Here is a 17,406-nt window from a genome sequence, read left to right as displayed (position 1 = left end):
CTAGTAAATAATAATACCTGCGCTTAGCTAATTTAACATTCTTGAGCACCGGCACTCAGGACTGACAAAGAATGCGAGGGTTTGTCTACACGCTGAAAGCCCTTCTGCTGGGCTTTCAATGCCTTTCCTTTAGCTCGTACCGATGAATGATCGGCTGAAGCACATAAAAATTCAGCAAAATCCATCCTAATAAGATCGGCCACTTCAGCATAGGTGAAGCACCTTTCATCTGAATAAGCAGCACCAACAGTGGAATCAAGCAGATCATGAAAAAACTCATCTTCGAAACGAACGTTTCTTTGATTTGGTGCCGGCAGCTTGGACAGAGCATGATTCTCGCAAGTGATAATTGAAATTTTTCGACGAAAGAAAATGCTTTTGAACAATTTGGACAGCTTCCCAATCCCTCTCCCCCTTTTTTCCAGCTTCATATCACTCTTCGACTTTTATGTAAAATGACCTTGTCAGTCATTCACGAAATCCTCTTTTGTTGAAAGATTCTAACAATTGCCATACAATCAGTAAAAGAGCATAAGGGAGGTTTTCGGATCAATGACAGTATCCACTTTACACAAAAAGATCAATGAGCGTCTTGATGAACATTATGAGGAAATGGTTGAAATTAGACGCCATCTCCATATGAATCCAGAACTTTCTTTTCAGGAAGAAGAAACTGCCGCTTTCATCGCAAACTACTATGACACATTACATATACCGACACGTACTCAGGTAGGCGGTCATGGCGTTTTGGCCTTTATTGATGGAGCTTTACCAGGGCCGACCATTGCCCTTAGAGCTGATTTTGATGCACTTCCTATTCACGATGAAAAGGATGTGCCTTACCGGTCGACAAAGCCTGGGGTCATGCACGCATGCGGTCACGATGGGCATACTGCGACGCTTCTTGTATTAGCGAAAATTTTGCATGAGCACCGGGATCAGTTAAAAGGAAAAATCGTTCTCATCCATCAGCACGCTGAAGAATATGCCCCCGGCGGTGCTAAGCCGATGATTGAGGACGGCTGTTTAGACGGAGTTGATGTCATTTTCGGCACACACCTTTGGTCTTCAGAGCCTTGTGGCACTGTTCTTTATAAAAGCGGGAACTTTATGGCTGCCGCCGACCGTTTCTCTATTCAAGTCCAAGGGAAAGGCGGACACGGCGCACAGCCTCACCTCACAAAAGATGCCGTCCTCATCGGTTCACAAATTGTCGCTAATCTTCAGCAAGTCGTTGCCCGTAAAGTTAATCCGATTGATTCCGCAGTGGTATCTGTTGGGGGATTTGTCGCTGAGAATGCCTTTAACGTGATTGCAGACTCAGCTGTCTTAACCGGTACTGCACGGTCTTTTGAAGAAAGTGCACGCCACATCATTGAACGTGAAATTGAACAGGTGGTGAAAGGGGTTTGCCACATGCACGATGCATCTTACACATATGAATATGTGAGAGGCTATCCTGCTGTCAAAAATCACCCTGCGCCAACTGAATATATTGCTGAAATAGCCAAACAGACAGAAGGAGTCACAGAAGTAAAAGAAGCAGAGACCCAAATGGGCGGAGAAGATTTTGCTTACTACCTTCAACATGTCCCTGGCACCTTCTTCTTCACAGGGGCCATGCCAGAAAACAGCCAGGATGTGTATCCACATCATCATCCGAAATTTGATGTCAACGAAAAAGCCATGCCTGTCGCAGCAAAGGTACTTGCTCATGCCGTCCTTTCCTACGACGAATAAAAAAAAGCCGCTGATCAGCGGCTTTTTCACTTCTTTTCTTCCAATATTCGCAAGTGAAACACATGACGTGCGACATCTCCAAGCTGTCCTGTCAGCTGATGATTTGCTACCCCGCCAACTGCGGCACCGACCACTGGCATTAATTGAAACAGCTTGACCAGATCAATATAATCTCGATATTCCTGCTGAAAGCTGTACCAATCCATTTCCTCTCGGCTTGTTTCCCAATCCTCAATGATCTTCATCATTTTATGACGATGTTCACTGCCTGAGAACGCGAGTTGAAAAATACAGAGCAAAAAGAGTCTTTCCTCTTTTTGAGACAAATCAAAGCCGTAAATACATGCGAGCTCATAAAGACATTTCATCTTAATGCTCAGCAGCAGCGGAAAATCCGCCATTCCGAGGAACAACCCACCCGCACCTGTTCCAATGCCTTCAATCGCAGCTGCCTTTTGATAATATTTCACTAGATCCTTTGCCAGCTCATTTCTCTCTACGATAGACAATTGGTCATCGATCACTGAAAATGAAGTAAAGTGTGTTCCTGATACAGTGGATTCCACCATTGTTTTGACCGCACTTGTGATGACTTGGTGAAATCGAGCAGGGAATCGCCGGTTCACTTGCTGCTGAACTCCTTTTGAAATCCTCTCGATCTTTGAAGGTTTTCTTAAAAAACGCGTTCGAAAAAGAATAGCTTCTTCATACAAATCTCGTTCAGCTGCATTCATCCGGTCCCCTCCTCGATGTCATCCGCTCGCTGTAAAGAACATTTCTCCGCTTATCTCATCTTTTTTAATCGGCTTTGAACGTAAGGCTTGAACAGCACCAGCACAAATGCCAATGAAATGAGAAGAGCAAGTCCGCTTCCCTTCCATCCTCCTGCTGGCAAAACGGCGCAGCTAAGCACAATCGACTGGATGATGAGCACATTGCGGACGAGTACAAAAAAGCTCCGTTCCTTTTCCGTCTGAGCGACTGGATAAAGTGCCTGTAACGAAAGATGTGCAAAGTGCTTCGTTAATGGGACAAGCTGTACACCTGTAATAAATACTGTGAACAAAACGAGTAATGCCCCCACCCAGTCAGCTGCACCTGTATACAGAATAATGAGCACAAACACGACCGTTAACCTAAACACAAGGCCAAAATAGTCATTTGAACGTAAAAACGCCCTCACATACATGTATGAAAAAGCTTTGCGCTGCTCATAGGGAACAAACTGCAAAATCCAGTCCAAGTATGCCCTTCTTTTCACTTGTTTCTTTAAATGAGGGACATCTGTAAATAAGTTCGCCAAACGATAAAAGCGCTGCTTCCGTTTTAATTCATCAGAAATATGCAATTCCCATTGAAAAGGCTGTTTTTTTACTGCATTTGTTAAATAAATCAGATAAACGGCATATAAAAGGTAAAAAACAATTGCAATCGCATAGGCTGCCTGTAAAACGGTATACATGATAATCATGTTCAATAGAAAACGAATCGCCGCATCAAGCCACCTGACATGTTTTCCTGGGAAATAAGTCATTCTCCACTGAATCGCTGTATTCAGACCCTTGATCAATATCATTTGCGCCAAAATCAGCACATACAGCATGAGGTCTCCTGTTGAGACAGCCGAATAAAGCGGAAGAGCAATAATCGATACGGCAATTAAAGGAAACAGCTGCGAAAGGAAGCTGAAGTTAAAAGCATGTTTTAAATAAGGCTCCATCTTCCCTTCCAAAGGAAGCAAAAACACGAGGTCAGCCTCTTTGATCAACGTTCGCACGTAGGAGCTTGTCAGCACCAATGAGAAAACAACTGCCATGACCCAGTATGACGGGAAGTGAGCTGGAATATGTTTCAGCCAATTGCTATACCAGCTTGCGCCGCCGGCAAGGAAAAAGATCAGCACAATAACAAGATGATCATTGAACATGTATTTTAAGTATTTTCTTGTTTCCTGTACGTGTTCCTCTAATCGTGATTTCCAAATGGTTTGCGTTGTTTTACTCATAGCTTTCTTCCTTTGTTAATTCCAAATAAAGATCATCAAGTGTCGCATCTCTCATGTTGAACTGCTCTCTCAGCTCAGTCAGTGTTCCTTTCGCTCTTATTTCCCCTTCATGCAAAATAATAAAGGAATCACAGTAGCGTTCAGCCGTTGCCAAAATATGCGTTGACATCAGGACACTAGCACCGTTTTTCTTCGCAGCATTCATTCGTTCCAATAGGGCATTTATCGCAAGCGGATCAAGCCCTAAAAACGGTTCATCAATGATATACAGCTCTGGTTCTACCAGGAACGCACACATGATCATGACCTTCTGCTTCATTCCTTTAGAAAAATGAGCAGGGAACCATTTCAGCCGTTTCTCCATTCGAAATTCTTTCAGCAATGATGGCAAACGTTCTTCTAATTGTTCTTTTGAAAGGCCGTAAGCCATCGCCGTCAGCTCTAAATGCTCTTTTAATGTTAATTCTTCATATAGAACAGGTGTCTCTGGAATAAACGTAAATTGCGAACGATACGCCTCTTGATCTTCTTGAAGGGTTCGTCCGTTTAATTCAATAACACCTTTATGCGGTTTCATTAACCCAATAATATGACGAATGGTTGTACTTTTTCCCGCCCCGTTTAGACCAATGAGGCCAACGATTTGGTTTCTTTCTAATTCAAATGAAATATTTTTCAGAACGGGATTCTTCGTATATCCACCCGTTACATCTTTTACAGTTAAAAGGGACATCACTTCGTTCCTTTCTTTCTTTTTTCCTTTATAGTACCAAAAACGAAAGATAATTTGAAATGTTTACCTATAGACTGGCCATGAATAAAACACAGGCGCCTTGGTCATCATAATGTATGTAGAAGAAATGAACTTGATGACCAATACGTAAATGAGGTGTTTGTTAAAGGCAAAGAACCGCATGACAAGTTGGTTTTTCATCTAAAAACCTTAGCTTCTGTTTTGCTTCACTGATTCTTGATTTTTGTGTCCTATACAATGTTGTATACGACAAACCAAAACGTCAAATGAGGTGTTTACGGCAGAAATAGCAGGCATATGAATTCTTTATTTCAGTAAATAGAGAATTCAAAAAGGCATATCAAATGAAAACATCGGCATTTCTTCTGCAGGAACAGGATGAGCGACCAAAGGAGTTCGCTTGTCCTGTTTTCTTTTTTGTTTCTTTTTGTGATACGATAAAGAAAAAGAATGAGGAGTGACATGGCGTGAGCGACTGCATTTTTTGCAAGATTATTGATGGAGACATTCCATGTGCAAAAGTATATGAAGACGAGCATGTATTGGCTTTTCTTGATATTAGCCAAGTGACAAAAGGACATACCCTTGTAATCCCGAAAATACATAAAGAAAACATTTATGACATGACACCAGACGTGTCGAATCACTACTTCCAAGCGATTCCAAAGATTGCAAGGGCCATTAAACAGGAATTTGAACCAATTGGTTTAAATCTCCTCAACAACAACGGCGAAAAAGCCGGACAATCTGTATTCCATTACCATATGCACATCATTCCGCGCTACGGCAAAGGAGATGGCTTTGGCGCAGTATGGAAATCACATCAAGATCAATACACATCAGAGGATTTAAAAGACATTTCTTCTGCCATCCATACGCGGCTCACCTCATCTTAATTGATGAGGTTTTTCTTTTGTCTGCCTCTTTTTTAGAGCTTACATCTCCTGAATAGTAAGATATTTAGGACGATTCAATTTTTTTGTCCAAATCCCTCAAATTTGTGATAGGATGGTTTTATCTTTTGATCCATTAACGCGAGAAATAGGGAGAGATTGTGATGAAGCGAACGACGAATTTTAATGCTGGTCCGGCGGCACTGCCGCTAGAAGTGCTTCAAAAAGCACAGGAAGAACTTGTTGATTTTAAACAAACCGGGATGTCTGTGATGGAACTTTCTCATCGCAGCGGTGAATACGAAGAGGTCCACAATAAAGCAAAAGCGCTTTTGGTGGAGCTGATGGACATTCCAGAAGACTATGAGGTCCTCTTTTTACAAGGCGGAGCAAGTCTTCAATTTGCGATGATTCCAATGAACTTCTTACACGAAGGTGAAACCGCTCATTTCATTCAAACAGGAGCCTGGTCAGAAAAAGCATTGTCAGAAGCAAAAGGGTTTGGTCACACGTCTGTGTTTGCTTCAAGCGAAGACGACAACTATTCGTATATTCCAGAAGTAGATACGTCCAGTTTAACAGAGGGTGCTTACCTGCACATCACATCGAACAATACGATTTTCGGTACTCAGTGGAAAACGTTCCCAAACACATCGCTTCCGCTCATTGCGGACATGTCCAGTGATATTCTCAGCAAAAAAATAGACGTTTCTTCATTTGATTTCATTTATGCAGGGGCACAAAAAAACCTTGGGCCTTCTGGTATCACGATTGTGATCGCGCGCAAACGTTTATTAGAGAAAGAAAAAAGCGGCACACCTAAAATTTTAAAATATTCAACACACACGAAAGCCAATTCTCTTTATCACACACCACCGACTTTTGCGATTTATATGCTGTCTCTTGTCCTTGAGCATGTCAAACATGCTGGCGGCGTAGAAGCAGCAGAAAAACGCAATGAACAAAAAGCAGCGATTCTCTATGATACGATTGATCAAAGCGGCGGTTTTTACAAAGGACATGCACGCGCTGACAGCCGTTCGCATATGAATATCACATTCACCCTTCGTGATGATGCGCTCACCGCATCCTTTGTAGAGAAAGCAAAACAAGAACAAATGGTTGGACTTGCCGGCCACCGTTCTGTTGGTGGATGCAGAGCATCTATTTACAATGCGGTCTCTATAGAAGACTGCCAAAAACTTGCGGACTTTATGAAAAAGTTCCAGCAAGAAAATGAGTAAAAAAGCTTTTCTATCGCGAAATAAATTTGTTATAATGACGAGAAATATAAGGTCATGACTCTTGCAATAAATGATGAGCCATATTATTGGAGAGTCCTATAAGAGCTTAGCAGAGGAGAGCATAGAAATGAAAACAAAAGAATTAGTGATTATGTCATTGCTTGCAGCAATGGGAGCTGTTTTGCACACGATTTTCCCGCCCATCTTTTTCGGAATGAAACCTGATATGATGCTGGTCATGATGTTTTTAAGCATCATCCTTTTCCCTCGGGTGCAGCATGTCGTCGTCATTGCCCTGGTGACTGGGGTCATTTCCGCTTTGACAACGGGTTTCCCAGGCGGACAAATTCCAAATATGATAGATAAGCCGGTAACAGCCTTTATCTTTTTGGCCCTTTTCTTATCCTGCCAAAAGATGAAGAACAAAGTCGTGCTGACCGCCGTGCTAACAGCTATCGGAACCGCCGTATCCGGCGTGGTTTTCCTATCGGCCGCTTTACTGATCACTGGACTGCCAGCTGCATTACCGGCACTTTTTGTGGGTGTTGTCCTGCCAGCAGTTGTGATTAATACCATCGCAATGGTATTTGTGTTCCCGATTGCTCAGTCCATTCTAAAGCGTGCAAGAATGATCGAAGTCGCTTAATGAATAACCAAACCTCTTCATAATAAGATGAAGAGGTTTTTTTCAACCTTTTATAAAAGAAAAAGGGTAAGCAGCAAAACGAGGAGCGAAATCCCTGCACCTGCCGCACAGACAAGTGCTTTTTGTTTCAATACATGTTTTGGCGGATAAGACCCTGCATACCCAAGCTGTCTTACATAATGAATGGAACCACCTGCGAAAATAACACCGATACACATAAAAACGAACAGAAAGACAGACAACCTTCTCCCCTCCCTTTTCTTCAAAAGTATGCTAAAATAAAGCAAGCTATGTATGGAAGTTCAATGAAGCTGATCATCAGCTCAGAGAGAACTTGCGAATGTGTAAAATTTGACTAGAGGTGATTGGAATGGCTAGTGGACGTTCTTTATTAACAGGATTATTTGTAGGCGGTCTCCTCGGAGGTGCGGCAGTGCTCCTGACGACTCCCTCTTCTGGCAGAGATGTACGCGAAAAGATGAAAGACAGCTATGACAAATTCGAAGATACGCTGACAAGATTAAAAAGAGATGGACAAGCTCTAAAAGAGCAAATTGTTGAAACAGCAAAAGAAAGTGCAGAAGTCATTAAAGAGGTCGGGACTGAATTGCAAACATCAATTCAGCAATGGCGTGAAGAAATCAAACCTCATCAGCAGGACCTGCAAAAGGAAATTCAAGAAATTGAGGAAAAGCTCAAACAGCTGGAGAAAACCTTACAAAACTAATATACTCACAAATAAATATTCGTTTACAAAAGTGTGCGGTGTGCGTATCCCGCACTTTTTTTGTTCAAAAAAGGTTATTTTGACAATGTTTTTCATGACTTTTTAAAATTCTTGAATTTTCAGCTTTATTAATCTTTATTTTATTGGCATAATAGAATTACAAGAAAAAGAGAAGTAGGTGAAATGGATGAATCATTCGGAACAGCCTTTCGATGTAAAAGAAGCACTTTTATTCAGTCAAAGAATGGCCCAATTGAGCAAAGCTCTTTGGAAATCCATTGAAAAAGATTGGCAACAGTGGATCAAACCGTATAACCTGAATATCAATGAGCATCATATTTTATGGATTGCGTATCAGTTAAAAGGAGCTTCAATATCAGAAATTGCAAAGTTTGGCGTCATGCATGTATCAACGGCGTTTAACTTCTCCAAGAAATTAGAGGAAAGAGGATTTTTGAAATTTTCTAAAAAGTTAAACGATAAACGCAATACGTATATTGAGCTAACGCCAAAAGGCGAAGAGACATTCCATAAACTACTCGAAGATTACGACCCGGCCCGAACTGGTATTGTCAAAGGCGCACAGCCGCTTCATGACATTTACGGAAAGTTCCCTGAAATTTTAGAAATGATGTGTATTATTCGAAATATTTATGGTGAGGATTTCATGGAGATATTTGAGAAATCGTTTTCAAACATCGAGAAGGACTTTTTGAATGAGCGTGGGAAAGTCACGAAAAAGACTGAGGAGCTTGAAGACTCAGCAGATGAGAAAGCGGCTAAAGCAAATCAAATTGTTTAATGATCTTTATAAATTCATTCATTAACGGCTGAAACAGCCCTTGATCATGCAAAGCAAAAATGGTCTCATGAACATCCAGCTTTTCAACTAACTGCCCCGCAAAAAGCGCAAGGAGATTGTCGAACATGACATAGCCTTGTGCTTTTTGCTTGTCCATTTCATCTGAAAGCTCAGCACAAACACGTTCAATGTCCTTTGCCTCTTCTTTTGATACACGCTGCCGGATTAATAGCGAATAATATGGATAACGGCTCATATCTGTCGCCGTCAGTAAAAGCTCCATATAATATTCGAGCTGGCTCATTCGTTCCTCAATACTCATGTACGTTCCCTCTTTCTCTTAGTCATTCTATTTTAGCCGAAATTACTCATTGACGAAAGAGACGAACCTCCCCCTCTTGTCTTTTTTTCTTGAAAAATCCAAAGTTTCCTCTCTTTAATTCCATATGAATAGAACATTTTATTTTTTTCATCAAAACCATTGATTTTTATCCTCAGGAAGAGTAAATTATCTTGAGATATTCAATTAGATTTTTGAGATTGGAAGGATGAAAAATGAATTGTTGGAAGACCATTAATCTTGAAAAGGATTATGGTTATACGAGAATGATGATTTCAGCAATAAGTCTTACTATACTTTTTTTCATTATGGCGTTTTTATGTTTTCAACTGACTCATCCTGAAACGAGACTCAGCAGTCACAATGCACCTCTCTTTGTCGTGCTTTTACTTGCGACATTGCTTGTCCACCGTGTGGTTCACTTGATCCCAGTGATGAAAAATAAGAAAAAAATGACGTTATTTAAACGAAATTGCTGGCAGCGCGTGCCGAAGAGAGTGATGCTTTTCTCACTGCTCAGCCCGTTTTGTGTCATCTCACCTGTTTACTTTATTTTAGGAATAGCATTTCCAATGTACGCACACTATTTTATCATGATCGCAAGTATTCATGCAGGCTATTGTTTGCCTGACTTTTTATTTGCATGGAAACTGCTAAAAGCACCAAAATCCTGCATCATTGATCAAGCCCAAGACGAGTTTGATATTTTAGTTGACCCAACTTCCTCATCATGAGGTTTTTAAAGCCAACTTCTATCTTTTTCATAAAAAATTTGGTAATGTAGTATGGGAATAGCATAGAGAGGGGGGATCTCCGATAGTTTTATTTTACTTCATCGCCTTTGCCGCGTTTATTGTGTACTCAATAAACAGGCTTACTAATACATTATGCCTTGTCAGAGAGATTCCTGAAGAACGGCAAGATAAGGTGTTTCGCTTTATCAATGTATCGATCCTGATCTTACTGATTTCATCATTTGTTGAAATTACCATTTCTGTTTAAGATCAAAGCAAAAGCTGCCTGTTTGATGGCAGCTTTTTGTGTAGGATGATCTATTAGTAAATCCAAGATGCACCGATAATGATCAATAAAATGAATAACACGACGACTAGTGCAAAACCGCCAGCAAAGACTTCTCCTCCCATGTGAAAACACCTCCTGCCAGTTCTTCCTCTGTTCTAAGCTCAGTGTATGCAGAAACATTGAAAACGTTTAGGCACCTGTCATCGTTTTAAAAAAGAACCGCCCGCACGCATGGCAGGACGGCTCCTTTCTGTAACAGCGATTTAATTAGTAAAGATATGCTGCACCAACGATGATCAGCAAAATGAATAGCACGACCAATAAAGCAAATCCATTAGAATATCCTGCTCCCATATAATTCAGCCTCCTTTTTGTGATCACTATATGTGTATGTCGAGCACAAAAAATTGACTAGACGAATGCCCTCCCATTTGCATTTCTTTTTACAGCGTGTCACAATATGTTATGATACAAGCAATGATAAATAAATTGGAAAGATTAGGAGTGTTTTTTGAATGAAAAAAATAGCTTTAGCAGCTGTAACAGCAGTAAGTGTTTTAACTCTTGGCGCATGCAGTAGCGGTGATAAAGAAGTCATCGCAACAACAAAATCAGGAGATGTCACAAAAGAAGAGCTTTACACAACTCTTAAGAAACAAGCAGGCGGAGATGCATTAAACCTACTTGTTCAACAAAAGGTTCTTGCTGACAAATACAAAGTATCAGATAAAGAAATTGATAAGAAATTGAAAGAATATAAAAAGACACTTGGAGCAGACCGTTTAAAACAGCTTCAAGATGAATACGGGAAAGACTACATCAAAGATCAAGTGAAATATGAGCTACTTACGCAAAAGGCTGCAAAAGCTAACATTAAAATCACTGATAAAGAAGTAAAAGCGTATTATGATGACCTCAAAGGGAAAATCCGCGCGAGCCACATTTTAGTCGCTGATAAGAAAACAGCGGAAGAAGTGGAAAAGAAATTAAATAAAGGCGAAAAATGGGATGACCTAGTGTCTGAATACTCAACTGACACGTCTTCAGCAGCACAAGGCGGCGATGTAGGCTGGTTCGCAAAAGACGGCCAAATGGATGAGAACTTCAGTAAAGCGGCCTTCAAACTAAAAGTAAATGAAATCAGCAAGCCAGTAAAATCACAATATGGCTACCATATCATTAAAAAGACCGAAGAACGCGGTAAATATAATGACATGAAAGCAGACTTGAAAAAAGAACTGCTTGAACAAAAGCAAGCAGACTCAACTGAAATCCAAACAATCTTAAACAAATTGGTGAAAGCTGCCGATGTGAAAGTAAAAGATAAAGAACTTCAAGACACGTTCAAAGAAAAATCTGAACAAACAACAACAGAAACTCAAAGCCAATAATTATGAAAAACCCCTCTGCGTTTTTAATTGCAGGGGGGTTTTTGTATGAATAGATGTCTGTCTAAGCAATCGAATGGTCTTCATGTTTCGCCGGTTCCTGTGATCGTGTTACTTGCTGACCTTGACGTCTGCGCTCTCTTTCCTGTTCCATTCGCTCAATAAAGATTTCTCCTTCTTTTTCAATAAAGGATTGATCAATCTCTTGCTCCTCTTTGGCTGTCGTCATTAATTTATATGCACAAAAGATAATGCCAATGATACATGCATACACCCACCACGGAAAAAACAACATTGTCATCGCCTCCTTTTTTCAGGACAAATCTCTCTTCCTTTGTGTTACATGCTTATGCGGCAAGAAGACAAGTTATGAAAAAAAACGCCCGCTTCCAGCGGACGTTTTGACAATGTTATTCATTGTGAAAGGTTGGTTTATAAAATGAACGATTCTCTAATGCAAAAATACGCTCTGTATATTCTCCTGGCTTCACATGTTCAAGCGCACGATCCATCATGTTCATTTTCGCGTCTAAATTATCAATATAGTGGAGAATTTCAGCTTCCTTCACCATTGGCGGTTTAGGACTGCCCCACTCTCCTTTTCCGTGATGACTTAGCACTAAGTGTTGTAAAATGAGAATTTCCTCTGAATCAATACCAAGCTCTTCTGCGGCTTTTGCAATTTCTGTCACCATAATAGAAATATGCCCAATTAAATTCCCTTCGACTGTATAAGTAGTCGAAACTGGACCGGAAAGCTCTTTGACTTTCCCTAAATCATGAAGAATGATGCCTGAATATAAAAGATCTCGATCGAGTGATGGATATAGATCAACAATTGATTTCGCTAAATGCAGCATAGATACCACATGATAGGCAAGACCCGATACAAACTCGTGATGGTTTTTTGTAGCTGCTGGATAATCGGCGAATTCCTGTCCATACTTCTTGAGCAAATGTCTTGTGACACGTTGAATATTAGGATTTTTCATATCAAAAATATATTGCATAATGGTATCCATCATATCGTGTTTTGGAATAGGAGCTGTTTCTAGAAAATCATCAATTCGAATTTGCTCGTTTTCAGCAACAGGGCGTATATTCCTAAGCTTCAGTTGATTCCTCCCGCGATAATGATGAATATCACCTACTACCTTCACGATGGTTTGCGCGGCATATGTGAGCTCATCATTCTGCTTTGCATCCCATAGCTTCGCCTCAATATCTCCACTTTGATCTTGAAGAATTAAGGTTAAAAATGGTTTGCCATTACTCGCAATCCCTTTAGTAGATGATTTAATTAATAAATGCAGGTCAACTTGTTCGCCGACGTCATAGGTCATGATCCCTTTAGCCATTCAATAAAAGCTCCTTCCATGTTTCTGCTCATATAAGTATAACATAAGTCATTATTTGTCAATCAATCTGCCGCTAAACTCGTAATCTGTCCCTCTTCCACTGTTTCTTTCATATGATGATGACAGGTGAAATAAAACAGCTGCGTCTCAAAACGAGTGAGCTCTTTCATTAACTCCTGCACTCTTCCTAGACGGACATGATCAAAATGAACGAAACTGTCGTCCATCATAAAGGGAAGCTGACAATTCTGCTGGTGGGACAAAGCAAGCGCAAAACGAATCGCAAGATAAACTTGTTCACAAGTTGCCTGTGAAAGCTGCTCTGGGCGGAATATTCGTCCATCCTTCCGTTTCACAATCAGCCGGTCATCTTCGCCTGAAAATAAAATGGATTCATATCGCTCATTCGTTAACGGCTGAATAAAGCGGGAAGCCGTTTGAAGTAGCGCTGGCAGCCTCGTTTCTTTATGCTCATTTAGCTTCTCTCGAATAACGGAGCGGACGAGCTGAATAGCTGCCCATTTTTTCACAAGGTGCTTCGCATGCTCCTGCTCTATCGCAAGCTGATGAGTCAAATCAGACACTGTACCTGACGCTTCGATTTGCCGGATTTCCACTGATCGTTCTGCCAAGCGCTGCTTCATATTCGTCACATTTTGTTCAATGTCATGCAGACGCTTTTTCGCTTGTGCGCACTCTTCCTCAAGGTGGCGCAATCCTTTACGAGCAATGACTTCCTCCTCATCCATACAACCGCTTCTGTGCAGCTCTTGATTCAGCTGCTGCAAATGATGCAGCCGATCCCGGTATTCTTTGGATTGATGAGACAGTACATGGTAGTCTTCCTTTGACTCTGCTTCTACTTGACGAAAAAGCTCGTCCATCTGTTTTTCGTAATATTGAATTTCTCCTTCCAGCGTTGTCAGTTGCTGCTCCACATGTTGAATGGAGATGTGCAATGCCTGACGTTCTTTTTCTCTTTTCGCCTCATCTTTCAATATCTCATGAAAGGCTGAGATGCTTTCTTGAATGCTTCCTTCTTTTCTTTGAAGGAGGCGGCTTAACGCTGCGACTTTTTGCTCATAGGCCGATTGCTGATAAGTGAGCGCTTCTATTTCCCTATCAAGTGCCTCATATGCCGCTGTATTTGCTTTTAATTGTTTTAGGATATGAAAAGCTTCTACAAGGAATGGAAGCTCTGTCGACAAGCCCAGCTGTCTTTTCATTTCCTCTACTTGCTGCTGGACAGGCTCCAGCTCTTGCTCCCAGTCTTCATATTGACGAATGATTCTTTCATATAGAAGTTCCTTTTGCCTGACAAGCGTTTCAGCTGAAGCCGCTTGAACATAAAAGGACTCAGAGGTGCTACTATTGGTTGCTTGTTTCAACTGAGTCTGTTTAAGCAATGGATAAATCGCTATGAAGGTAAATACAGAAAACCCCGCAAACAGCAGAGTCACCCAGCTCTCTGCTAAAAAGAATAAGATGATGAGGATGACAGCATCTGTCATAAGCATTAGCGGGAATAACCACGTCCGGAAAGGAGTCTGTTTCTCTTTCGCTCTTGTTCCTCTGACCTCGTCTGACACCGGCTGTCTAACTGGCTGCTCCTTTAATCCTTTTAGAGCGGTTTCCGCTTCTTCTAACTCATGTCTTGCATGATCAAACCGGTCATCAAGCTGCGCTTTTCTATCCATTAAACGAACGTATTGGCTGACAGCCTCCTTTAATTCCCACTCAAAATCAAGTGAGTCATCCACTTGATCAAGCTGCATTGGACGCTGAAACTTCAGCTTCGCTGCGGCTTCTTCTATTTTTTGTTTCAATGAACCCCGCTCTACTTTCCCTTCTGCTATGCGTTTTTTTACAAACTCAGCATCAGGTGACTCAGCCATGACCCGTTTCATCTCCAACAATGTATCCTTGTCATATTGTGGTTGAACTTGCGTGAGCGAAGTTTGCAAGTGATCTAATTTTTGTTTCAGTGCTGTCAATTGTGCCTTTTTCGGGTGAAGGTGTGATTCTAGTTTATCAAGCTCATGCTCGGTTTCCTGTCTAAACTGTTTGACTCGCTTTGGATAACGCGCCAATTCTTTTTTAAGCTCCACTTTGCTTTCTATCATGGGATACAGCCGAATATGTTCAGTCAGTTGTTGAATGTCTATTTCTGCCTGATTCATTTCTTGTTGAAGCTGTTCGATTTTCTCCGCTAATTCAGCCTGCTCTCGTTTCTTTTCGGAATAACGTCCCTCTGCCAATTTTGCCTGTTTCAGCTGACCTGCCAGCTCTTTTAGACGCTCAAGCTGCTGATTTAATTCAGGCTTGCGTCCATTGGGTTTAAATAGCTGCTCCTGCTGTTTTAGCAGTCTGCTATCCATCTTGGATGCCGCATCTGAGCCAAATAAGCTTGAAAAGAGTAGAAATTCACCCATTTGGTCTTGGTTTAACGCTTGAACATTTTGCAGCCCAAACACATCAAAAGAATAAATCGATTGAAATAACCTGCGATCTGTTCCCTTTAACATCGTACGTAGAAAAGCTTCGTCTTTCACTTCACCATTGGGTAACAGCACCTGTGCTTTTCCGCCTTGATCAGACGTTCTCTCAATATGAATCACACCTAATTCTTCATCTAAACATGTGAGGGAGCCGCCATAAAATGAGCCCTGCTTCGGCTGATACGTTTTGCTTTTCGAAAAACCAAATAACACCGATTCAATAAACGCCTTCAATGTCGATTTCCCCGATTCATTCAAGCCATAAACTAGCTGAAAACCATCATCAGAAAAGTGAAAGGTTTGATTAGAAAATTTTCCGAAATTCGCAATATGAAGTGAACGTATTTTCATCATGCCTCTCCTTTTCTCACAATTGCTTCAGCTGTTCTGTCAGCAGCCTTTGTGCTTCTTCTTTTATATCCACTTCATCCTCTTTTGTGAGAGCTTTTCCTAACCTTCTATAAGTTGGATGACGCTTAATCGGTGAGAGCAGCTCTTCATACGTATCAAACTGGGCAATTTCTGATGTTAGTTCTTTCAAAAAAGAATCTTCCGGATAGACGATATCCTCATTTGTTCGGCAGTCAATCGACATCACCCAAACGAATATGTCTTCCTCTTCTTCCTGCTCATGAAGGACAGCCATCAGCTCCTCCAGCACCTCAAGCTGCGATAGTCGAATATAAGCAGGGGTTTCTCCAGTCAATTCGATTTTCACAACATGAGGAATGCCCCGCTCTTTCAGCCTACTCATCTGTTTGTCCACAAGTGTCACAAGGTCGGTCATATGTGCTGTATCTGTGATATCTAATGACAATGTCTCAAAAATGACATCAGAACAGCCAATAAACTCCGCTGCGTGAGAATTTTCGGATAGATGAACGACATAACAGCCTTTCTCTCCTGTTTCTTTTATATGTCTCCCCTGCAAGTTTCCAGGGTAAATGATCATTGGGTCTTCATGCAAAAGAGCTCGCTTATGAATATGTCCAAGCGCCCAATAATCGAAATCCCGCGACAGGAGCTGTTGAAGCTGAAATGGCGCATATGCATCATGTCCTTCTTGACCCGCTAATGTGCCGTGAAGCATCGCAATATGATAGGGTGCGTCTGTTGTTTTTACATAGTGAGATGTCATATTCTCATAAACCGCCCGCTCATTGTAGCTGAATCCATAAATACTTGCGGCGAGCTGATCTCCTCTATAAAACGATTGCTCACTTGGCGTACTGCTCAAAAAAACGTGAACATTCTCCGGCCACTCAATTGGCGTCCATTCACCGCCTAAATGATCATGATTACCATAAATAATAAACACGTCAATTTCGTGTTCTTGCAGCTTAAGAAACTGATTTCTTAAAAAAAGCTGGGCTTTCAGGCTGCGATTCGATTCATCAAATAAATCTCCGCTCAGCAGCACAAAGTCTACTTCTTGATCAATCGCAAGGTCAAACATGTTCCTCGCACTTTGAAATGTACTTTCTTTCAACCTCTTAAAAATTTGGTTTGGTATATTTGACATTCCCGCAAACGGACTATCTAAATGAAGATCTGCGGCATGAATAAAGGTAAGCTTCGTCAAACGTCTATCTCCTTATACAATACTGTCGTTGTCCATATTTTATCATGCCGTTTTTACGAATGCACGTTCTATTACTCTTATTCTAAAAAACACATTTTTAAAGACAAAAAAGAGGTTTTACCTGACTCCTTGTTTAATTCATTAAAAAACAAAAGAAAGGAAGATGAGGTATGGAGAAAACATACTTTTTGACCGTATTTGATTCGTCAGGTGAGACCTTATTAAACGAAAAAATCACAGCAAATAACGATGAAAAGGCGAAGGAATTAGGACGGCATCGCTTAATCGAACAGCAATACACGAAGCATTCTCATCGCCTTGTGAATGATGCAGGCAAGCTACTATTATTTGAACGTTAAAAAAGCCGGCATGCGCCGGCTTCAGATTGTTGACAAAGGGCTAAAAT

22 protein-coding genes are annotated in these 17,406 nt (G+C 41.1%); 10 read left to right on the top strand and 12 right to left on the bottom strand.

Annotated elements, in window-relative coordinates:
- Positions 1–32 precede the first annotated feature (32 nt).
- Entirely contained in the window at positions 33–431 is a 399-nt protein-coding gene (locus tag BA1_RS16105; protein ID WP_155887879.1) for a hypothetical protein, read from the bottom strand.
- Positions 432–552: 121 nt separating this feature from the next.
- Here BA1_RS16105 and BA1_RS16100 point away from each other — a divergent pair, with 121 nt between their 5' ends.
- Positions 553–1,740, top strand: coding sequence for a M20 family metallopeptidase (locus tag BA1_RS16100; protein ID WP_008361153.1), 1,188 nt, complete (start codon positions 553–555; stop codon positions 1,738–1,740).
- 26 nt (positions 1,741–1,766) lie between these two features.
- Here BA1_RS16100 and BA1_RS16095 read toward each other — a convergent pair whose 3' ends face one another.
- From BA1_RS16095 to BA1_RS16085, 3 genes are read right to left on the bottom strand one after another with little or no spacing between them, the layout of a single operon-like run.
- The gene (locus tag BA1_RS16095) at positions 1,767–2,474 is read right to left on the bottom strand and encodes an EcsC family protein (protein ID WP_008361150.1); all 708 of its coding nucleotides are present in this window, start codon (positions 2,472–2,474) and stop codon (positions 1,767–1,769) included.
- Between the two features lie 50 nt (positions 2,475–2,524).
- Positions 2,525–3,745: an ABC transporter permease gene (locus BA1_RS16090; protein WP_008361148.1), complete on the bottom strand. Its 1,221-nt coding sequence runs from the start codon at positions 3,743–3,745 to the stop codon at positions 2,525–2,527.
- Complete coding sequence (locus BA1_RS16085; RefSeq protein WP_008361146.1) at positions 3,738–4,478, bottom strand: ABC transporter ATP-binding protein; 741 nt, start codon at positions 4,476–4,478, stop codon at positions 3,738–3,740. Before BA1_RS16085 ends, BA1_RS16090 begins: the two co-directional genes overlap by 8 nt.
- 488 nt (positions 4,479–4,966) lie before the next feature.
- On the opposite strand from BA1_RS16085, the gene BA1_RS16080 reads away from it, so the two are divergent.
- The 3 genes from BA1_RS16080 to BA1_RS16070 all read left to right on the top strand — a co-directional run bounded on the left by BA1_RS16080 (position 4,967) and on the right by BA1_RS16070 (position 7,282).
- Entirely contained in the window at positions 4,967–5,395 is a 429-nt protein-coding gene (locus BA1_RS16080) for an HIT family protein (protein ID WP_008361144.1), read from the top strand.
- Between the two features lie 161 nt (positions 5,396–5,556).
- Entirely contained in the window at positions 5,557–6,636 is a 1,080-nt protein-coding gene (gene serC / locus BA1_RS16075; protein WP_008361143.1) for a 3-phosphoserine/phosphohydroxythreonine transaminase, read from the top strand.
- 127 nt (positions 6,637–6,763) lie between these two features.
- Entirely contained in the window at positions 6,764–7,282 is a 519-nt protein-coding gene (locus BA1_RS16070; RefSeq protein WP_008361141.1) for a tryptophan transporter, read from the top strand.
- A gap of 50 nt (positions 7,283–7,332) precedes the next feature.
- Here BA1_RS16070 and yhzF read toward each other — a convergent pair whose 3' ends face one another.
- Positions 7,333–7,524, bottom strand: coding sequence for a membrane protein YhzF (gene yhzF / locus BA1_RS16065; RefSeq protein WP_008361139.1), 192 nt, complete (start codon positions 7,522–7,524; stop codon positions 7,333–7,335).
- A 128-nt stretch (positions 7,525–7,652) separates the two neighbouring features.
- Here yhzF and BA1_RS16060 point away from each other — a divergent pair, with 128 nt between their 5' ends.
- On the top strand, positions 7,653–8,009 hold the full coding sequence (locus BA1_RS16060; RefSeq protein WP_008361136.1) for a YtxH domain-containing protein: 357 nt from the start codon (positions 7,653–7,655) through the stop codon (positions 8,007–8,009).
- 187 nt (positions 8,010–8,196) lie between these two features.
- The gene (locus BA1_RS16055; RefSeq protein ID WP_008361135.1) at positions 8,197–8,811 is read left to right on the top strand and encodes an HTH-type transcriptional regulator Hpr; all 615 of its coding nucleotides are present in this window, start codon (positions 8,197–8,199) and stop codon (positions 8,809–8,811) included.
- Here the strand turns inward: BA1_RS16055 and BA1_RS16050 are convergent.
- The gene (locus BA1_RS16050) at positions 8,789–9,133 is read right to left on the bottom strand and encodes a YhaI family protein (RefSeq protein ID WP_008361133.1); all 345 of its coding nucleotides are present in this window, start codon (positions 9,131–9,133) and stop codon (positions 8,789–8,791) included. The genes BA1_RS16055 and BA1_RS16050 overlap by 23 nt on opposite strands.
- Before the next feature lie 233 nt (positions 9,134–9,366).
- On the opposite strand from BA1_RS16050, the gene BA1_RS16045 reads away from it, so the two are divergent.
- Both BA1_RS16045 and BA1_RS19580 read left to right on the top strand, forming a co-directional pair.
- Positions 9,367–9,885, top strand: coding sequence for a DUF3267 domain-containing protein (locus BA1_RS16045; protein WP_008361131.1), 519 nt, complete (start codon positions 9,367–9,369; stop codon positions 9,883–9,885).
- An 82-nt stretch (positions 9,886–9,967) separates the two neighbouring features.
- A complete protein-coding gene (locus BA1_RS19580) occupies positions 9,968–10,153 on the top strand; it encodes a hypothetical protein (RefSeq protein WP_082194762.1) in 186 nt (61 codons plus the stop codon).
- A gap of 53 nt (positions 10,154–10,206) precedes the next feature.
- Here the strand turns inward: BA1_RS19580 and BA1_RS16040 are convergent, their stop codons facing one another.
- Positions 10,207–10,296 carry a YjcZ family sporulation protein gene (locus BA1_RS16040; protein WP_034647786.1) on the bottom strand — a complete coding sequence of 30 codons (90 nt, stop codon included), beginning with the start codon at positions 10,294–10,296 and terminating at the stop codon, positions 10,207–10,209.
- A gap of 145 nt (positions 10,297–10,441) precedes the next feature.
- Positions 10,442–10,528 (bottom strand): YjcZ family sporulation protein, encoded by an 87-nt coding sequence (locus BA1_RS18860; protein WP_008361129.1) that lies wholly within the window; start codon positions 10,526–10,528, stop codon positions 10,442–10,444.
- Positions 10,529–10,689: 161 nt separating this feature from the next.
- Here BA1_RS18860 and BA1_RS16030 point away from each other — a divergent pair, with 161 nt between their 5' ends.
- Entirely contained in the window at positions 10,690–11,565 is an 876-nt protein-coding gene (locus tag BA1_RS16030) for a peptidylprolyl isomerase (RefSeq protein ID WP_008361127.1), read from the top strand.
- A 61-nt stretch (positions 11,566–11,626) separates the two neighbouring features.
- Here BA1_RS16030 and BA1_RS16025 read toward each other — a convergent pair whose 3' ends face one another.
- The 4 genes from BA1_RS16025 to BA1_RS16010 all read right to left on the bottom strand — a co-directional run bounded on the left by BA1_RS16025 (position 11,627) and on the right by BA1_RS16010 (position 17,000).
- Positions 11,627–11,857, bottom strand: coding sequence for a sporulation YhaL family protein (locus BA1_RS16025; protein ID WP_008361125.1), 231 nt, complete (start codon positions 11,855–11,857; stop codon positions 11,627–11,629).
- A 115-nt stretch (positions 11,858–11,972) separates the two neighbouring features.
- Positions 11,973–12,920 carry a 3'-5' exoribonuclease YhaM gene (gene yhaM / locus BA1_RS16020; RefSeq protein ID WP_008361123.1) on the bottom strand — a complete coding sequence of 316 codons (948 nt, stop codon included), beginning with the start codon at positions 12,918–12,920 and terminating at the stop codon, positions 11,973–11,975.
- A 62-nt stretch (positions 12,921–12,982) separates the two neighbouring features.
- Positions 12,983–15,769 (bottom strand): ATP-binding protein, encoded by a 2,787-nt coding sequence (locus BA1_RS16015; RefSeq protein ID WP_008361121.1) that lies wholly within the window; start codon positions 15,767–15,769, stop codon positions 12,983–12,985.
- A gap of 16 nt (positions 15,770–15,785) precedes the next feature.
- Entirely contained in the window at positions 15,786–17,000 is a 1,215-nt protein-coding gene (locus BA1_RS16010) for a metallophosphoesterase family protein (RefSeq protein WP_008361119.1), read from the bottom strand.
- A gap of 170 nt (positions 17,001–17,170) precedes the next feature.
- On the opposite strand from BA1_RS16010, the gene BA1_RS16005 reads away from it, so the two are divergent.
- Positions 17,171–17,359 (top strand): YhzD family protein, encoded by a 189-nt coding sequence (locus BA1_RS16005; protein ID WP_008361117.1) that lies wholly within the window; start codon positions 17,171–17,173, stop codon positions 17,357–17,359.
- The last annotated feature ends 47 nt before the right edge of the window (positions 17,360–17,406 follow it).

Source organism: Bacillus xiamenensis (assembly GCF_000300535.1).
GTDB lineage: Bacteria > Bacillota > Bacilli > Bacillales > Bacillaceae > Bacillus > Bacillus xiamenensis.
This window is presented reverse-complemented; position numbering and strand designations above follow the sequence as displayed.

Excerpts from the sequence above, each read along its gene's own strand:
- BA1_RS16025 (WP_008361125.1), bottom strand. The coding sequence starts at position 11,857 with ATGTTGTTTTTTCCGTGGTGGGTGTATGCATGTATCATTGGCATTATC.
- BA1_RS16050 (WP_008361133.1), bottom strand. The coding sequence starts at position 9,133 with ATGAGTATTGAGGAACGAATGAGCCAGCTCGAATATTATATGGAGCTT.
- BA1_RS18860 (WP_008361129.1), bottom strand. The coding sequence starts at position 10,528 with ATGGGAGCAGGATATTCTAATGGATTTGCTTTATTGGTCGTGCTATTC.
- BA1_RS16015 (WP_008361121.1), bottom strand. The coding sequence starts at position 15,769 with ATGAAAATACGTTCACTTCATATTGCGAATTTCGGAAAATTTTCTAAT.
- BA1_RS16105 (WP_155887879.1), bottom strand. The coding sequence starts at position 431 with ATGAAGCTGGAAAAAAGGGGGAGAGGGATTGGGAAGCTGTCCAAATTG.
- BA1_RS16030 (WP_008361127.1), top strand. The coding sequence starts at position 10,690 with ATGAAAAAAATAGCTTTAGCAGCTGTAACAGCAGTAAGTGTTTTAACT.
- BA1_RS16095 (WP_008361150.1), bottom strand. The coding sequence starts at position 2,474 with ATGAATGCAGCTGAACGAGATTTGTATGAAGAAGCTATTCTTTTTCGA.
- BA1_RS16055 (WP_008361135.1), top strand. The coding sequence starts at position 8,197 with ATGAATCATTCGGAACAGCCTTTCGATGTAAAAGAAGCACTTTTATTC.
- BA1_RS16085 (WP_008361146.1), bottom strand. The coding sequence starts at position 4,478 with ATGTCCCTTTTAACTGTAAAAGATGTAACGGGTGGATATACGAAGAAT.
- BA1_RS16060 (WP_008361136.1), top strand. The coding sequence starts at position 7,653 with ATGGCTAGTGGACGTTCTTTATTAACAGGATTATTTGTAGGCGGTCTC.
- BA1_RS16090 (WP_008361148.1), bottom strand. The coding sequence starts at position 3,745 with ATGAGTAAAACAACGCAAACCATTTGGAAATCACGATTAGAGGAACAC.
- serC (WP_008361143.1), top strand. The coding sequence starts at position 5,557 with ATGAAGCGAACGACGAATTTTAATGCTGGTCCGGCGGCACTGCCGCTA.
- BA1_RS16045 (WP_008361131.1), top strand. The coding sequence starts at position 9,367 with ATGAATTGTTGGAAGACCATTAATCTTGAAAAGGATTATGGTTATACG.
- BA1_RS16100 (WP_008361153.1), top strand. The coding sequence starts at position 553 with ATGACAGTATCCACTTTACACAAAAAGATCAATGAGCGTCTTGATGAA.
- yhaM (WP_008361123.1), bottom strand. The coding sequence starts at position 12,920 with ATGGCTAAAGGGATCATGACCTATGACGTCGGCGAACAAGTTGACCTG.
- BA1_RS16005 (WP_008361117.1), top strand. The coding sequence starts at position 17,171 with ATGGAGAAAACATACTTTTTGACCGTATTTGATTCGTCAGGTGAGACC.
- BA1_RS16040 (WP_034647786.1), bottom strand. The coding sequence starts at position 10,296 with ATGGGAGGAGAAGTCTTTGCTGGCGGTTTTGCACTAGTCGTCGTGTTA.
- BA1_RS16070 (WP_008361141.1), top strand. The coding sequence starts at position 6,764 with ATGAAAACAAAAGAATTAGTGATTATGTCATTGCTTGCAGCAATGGGA.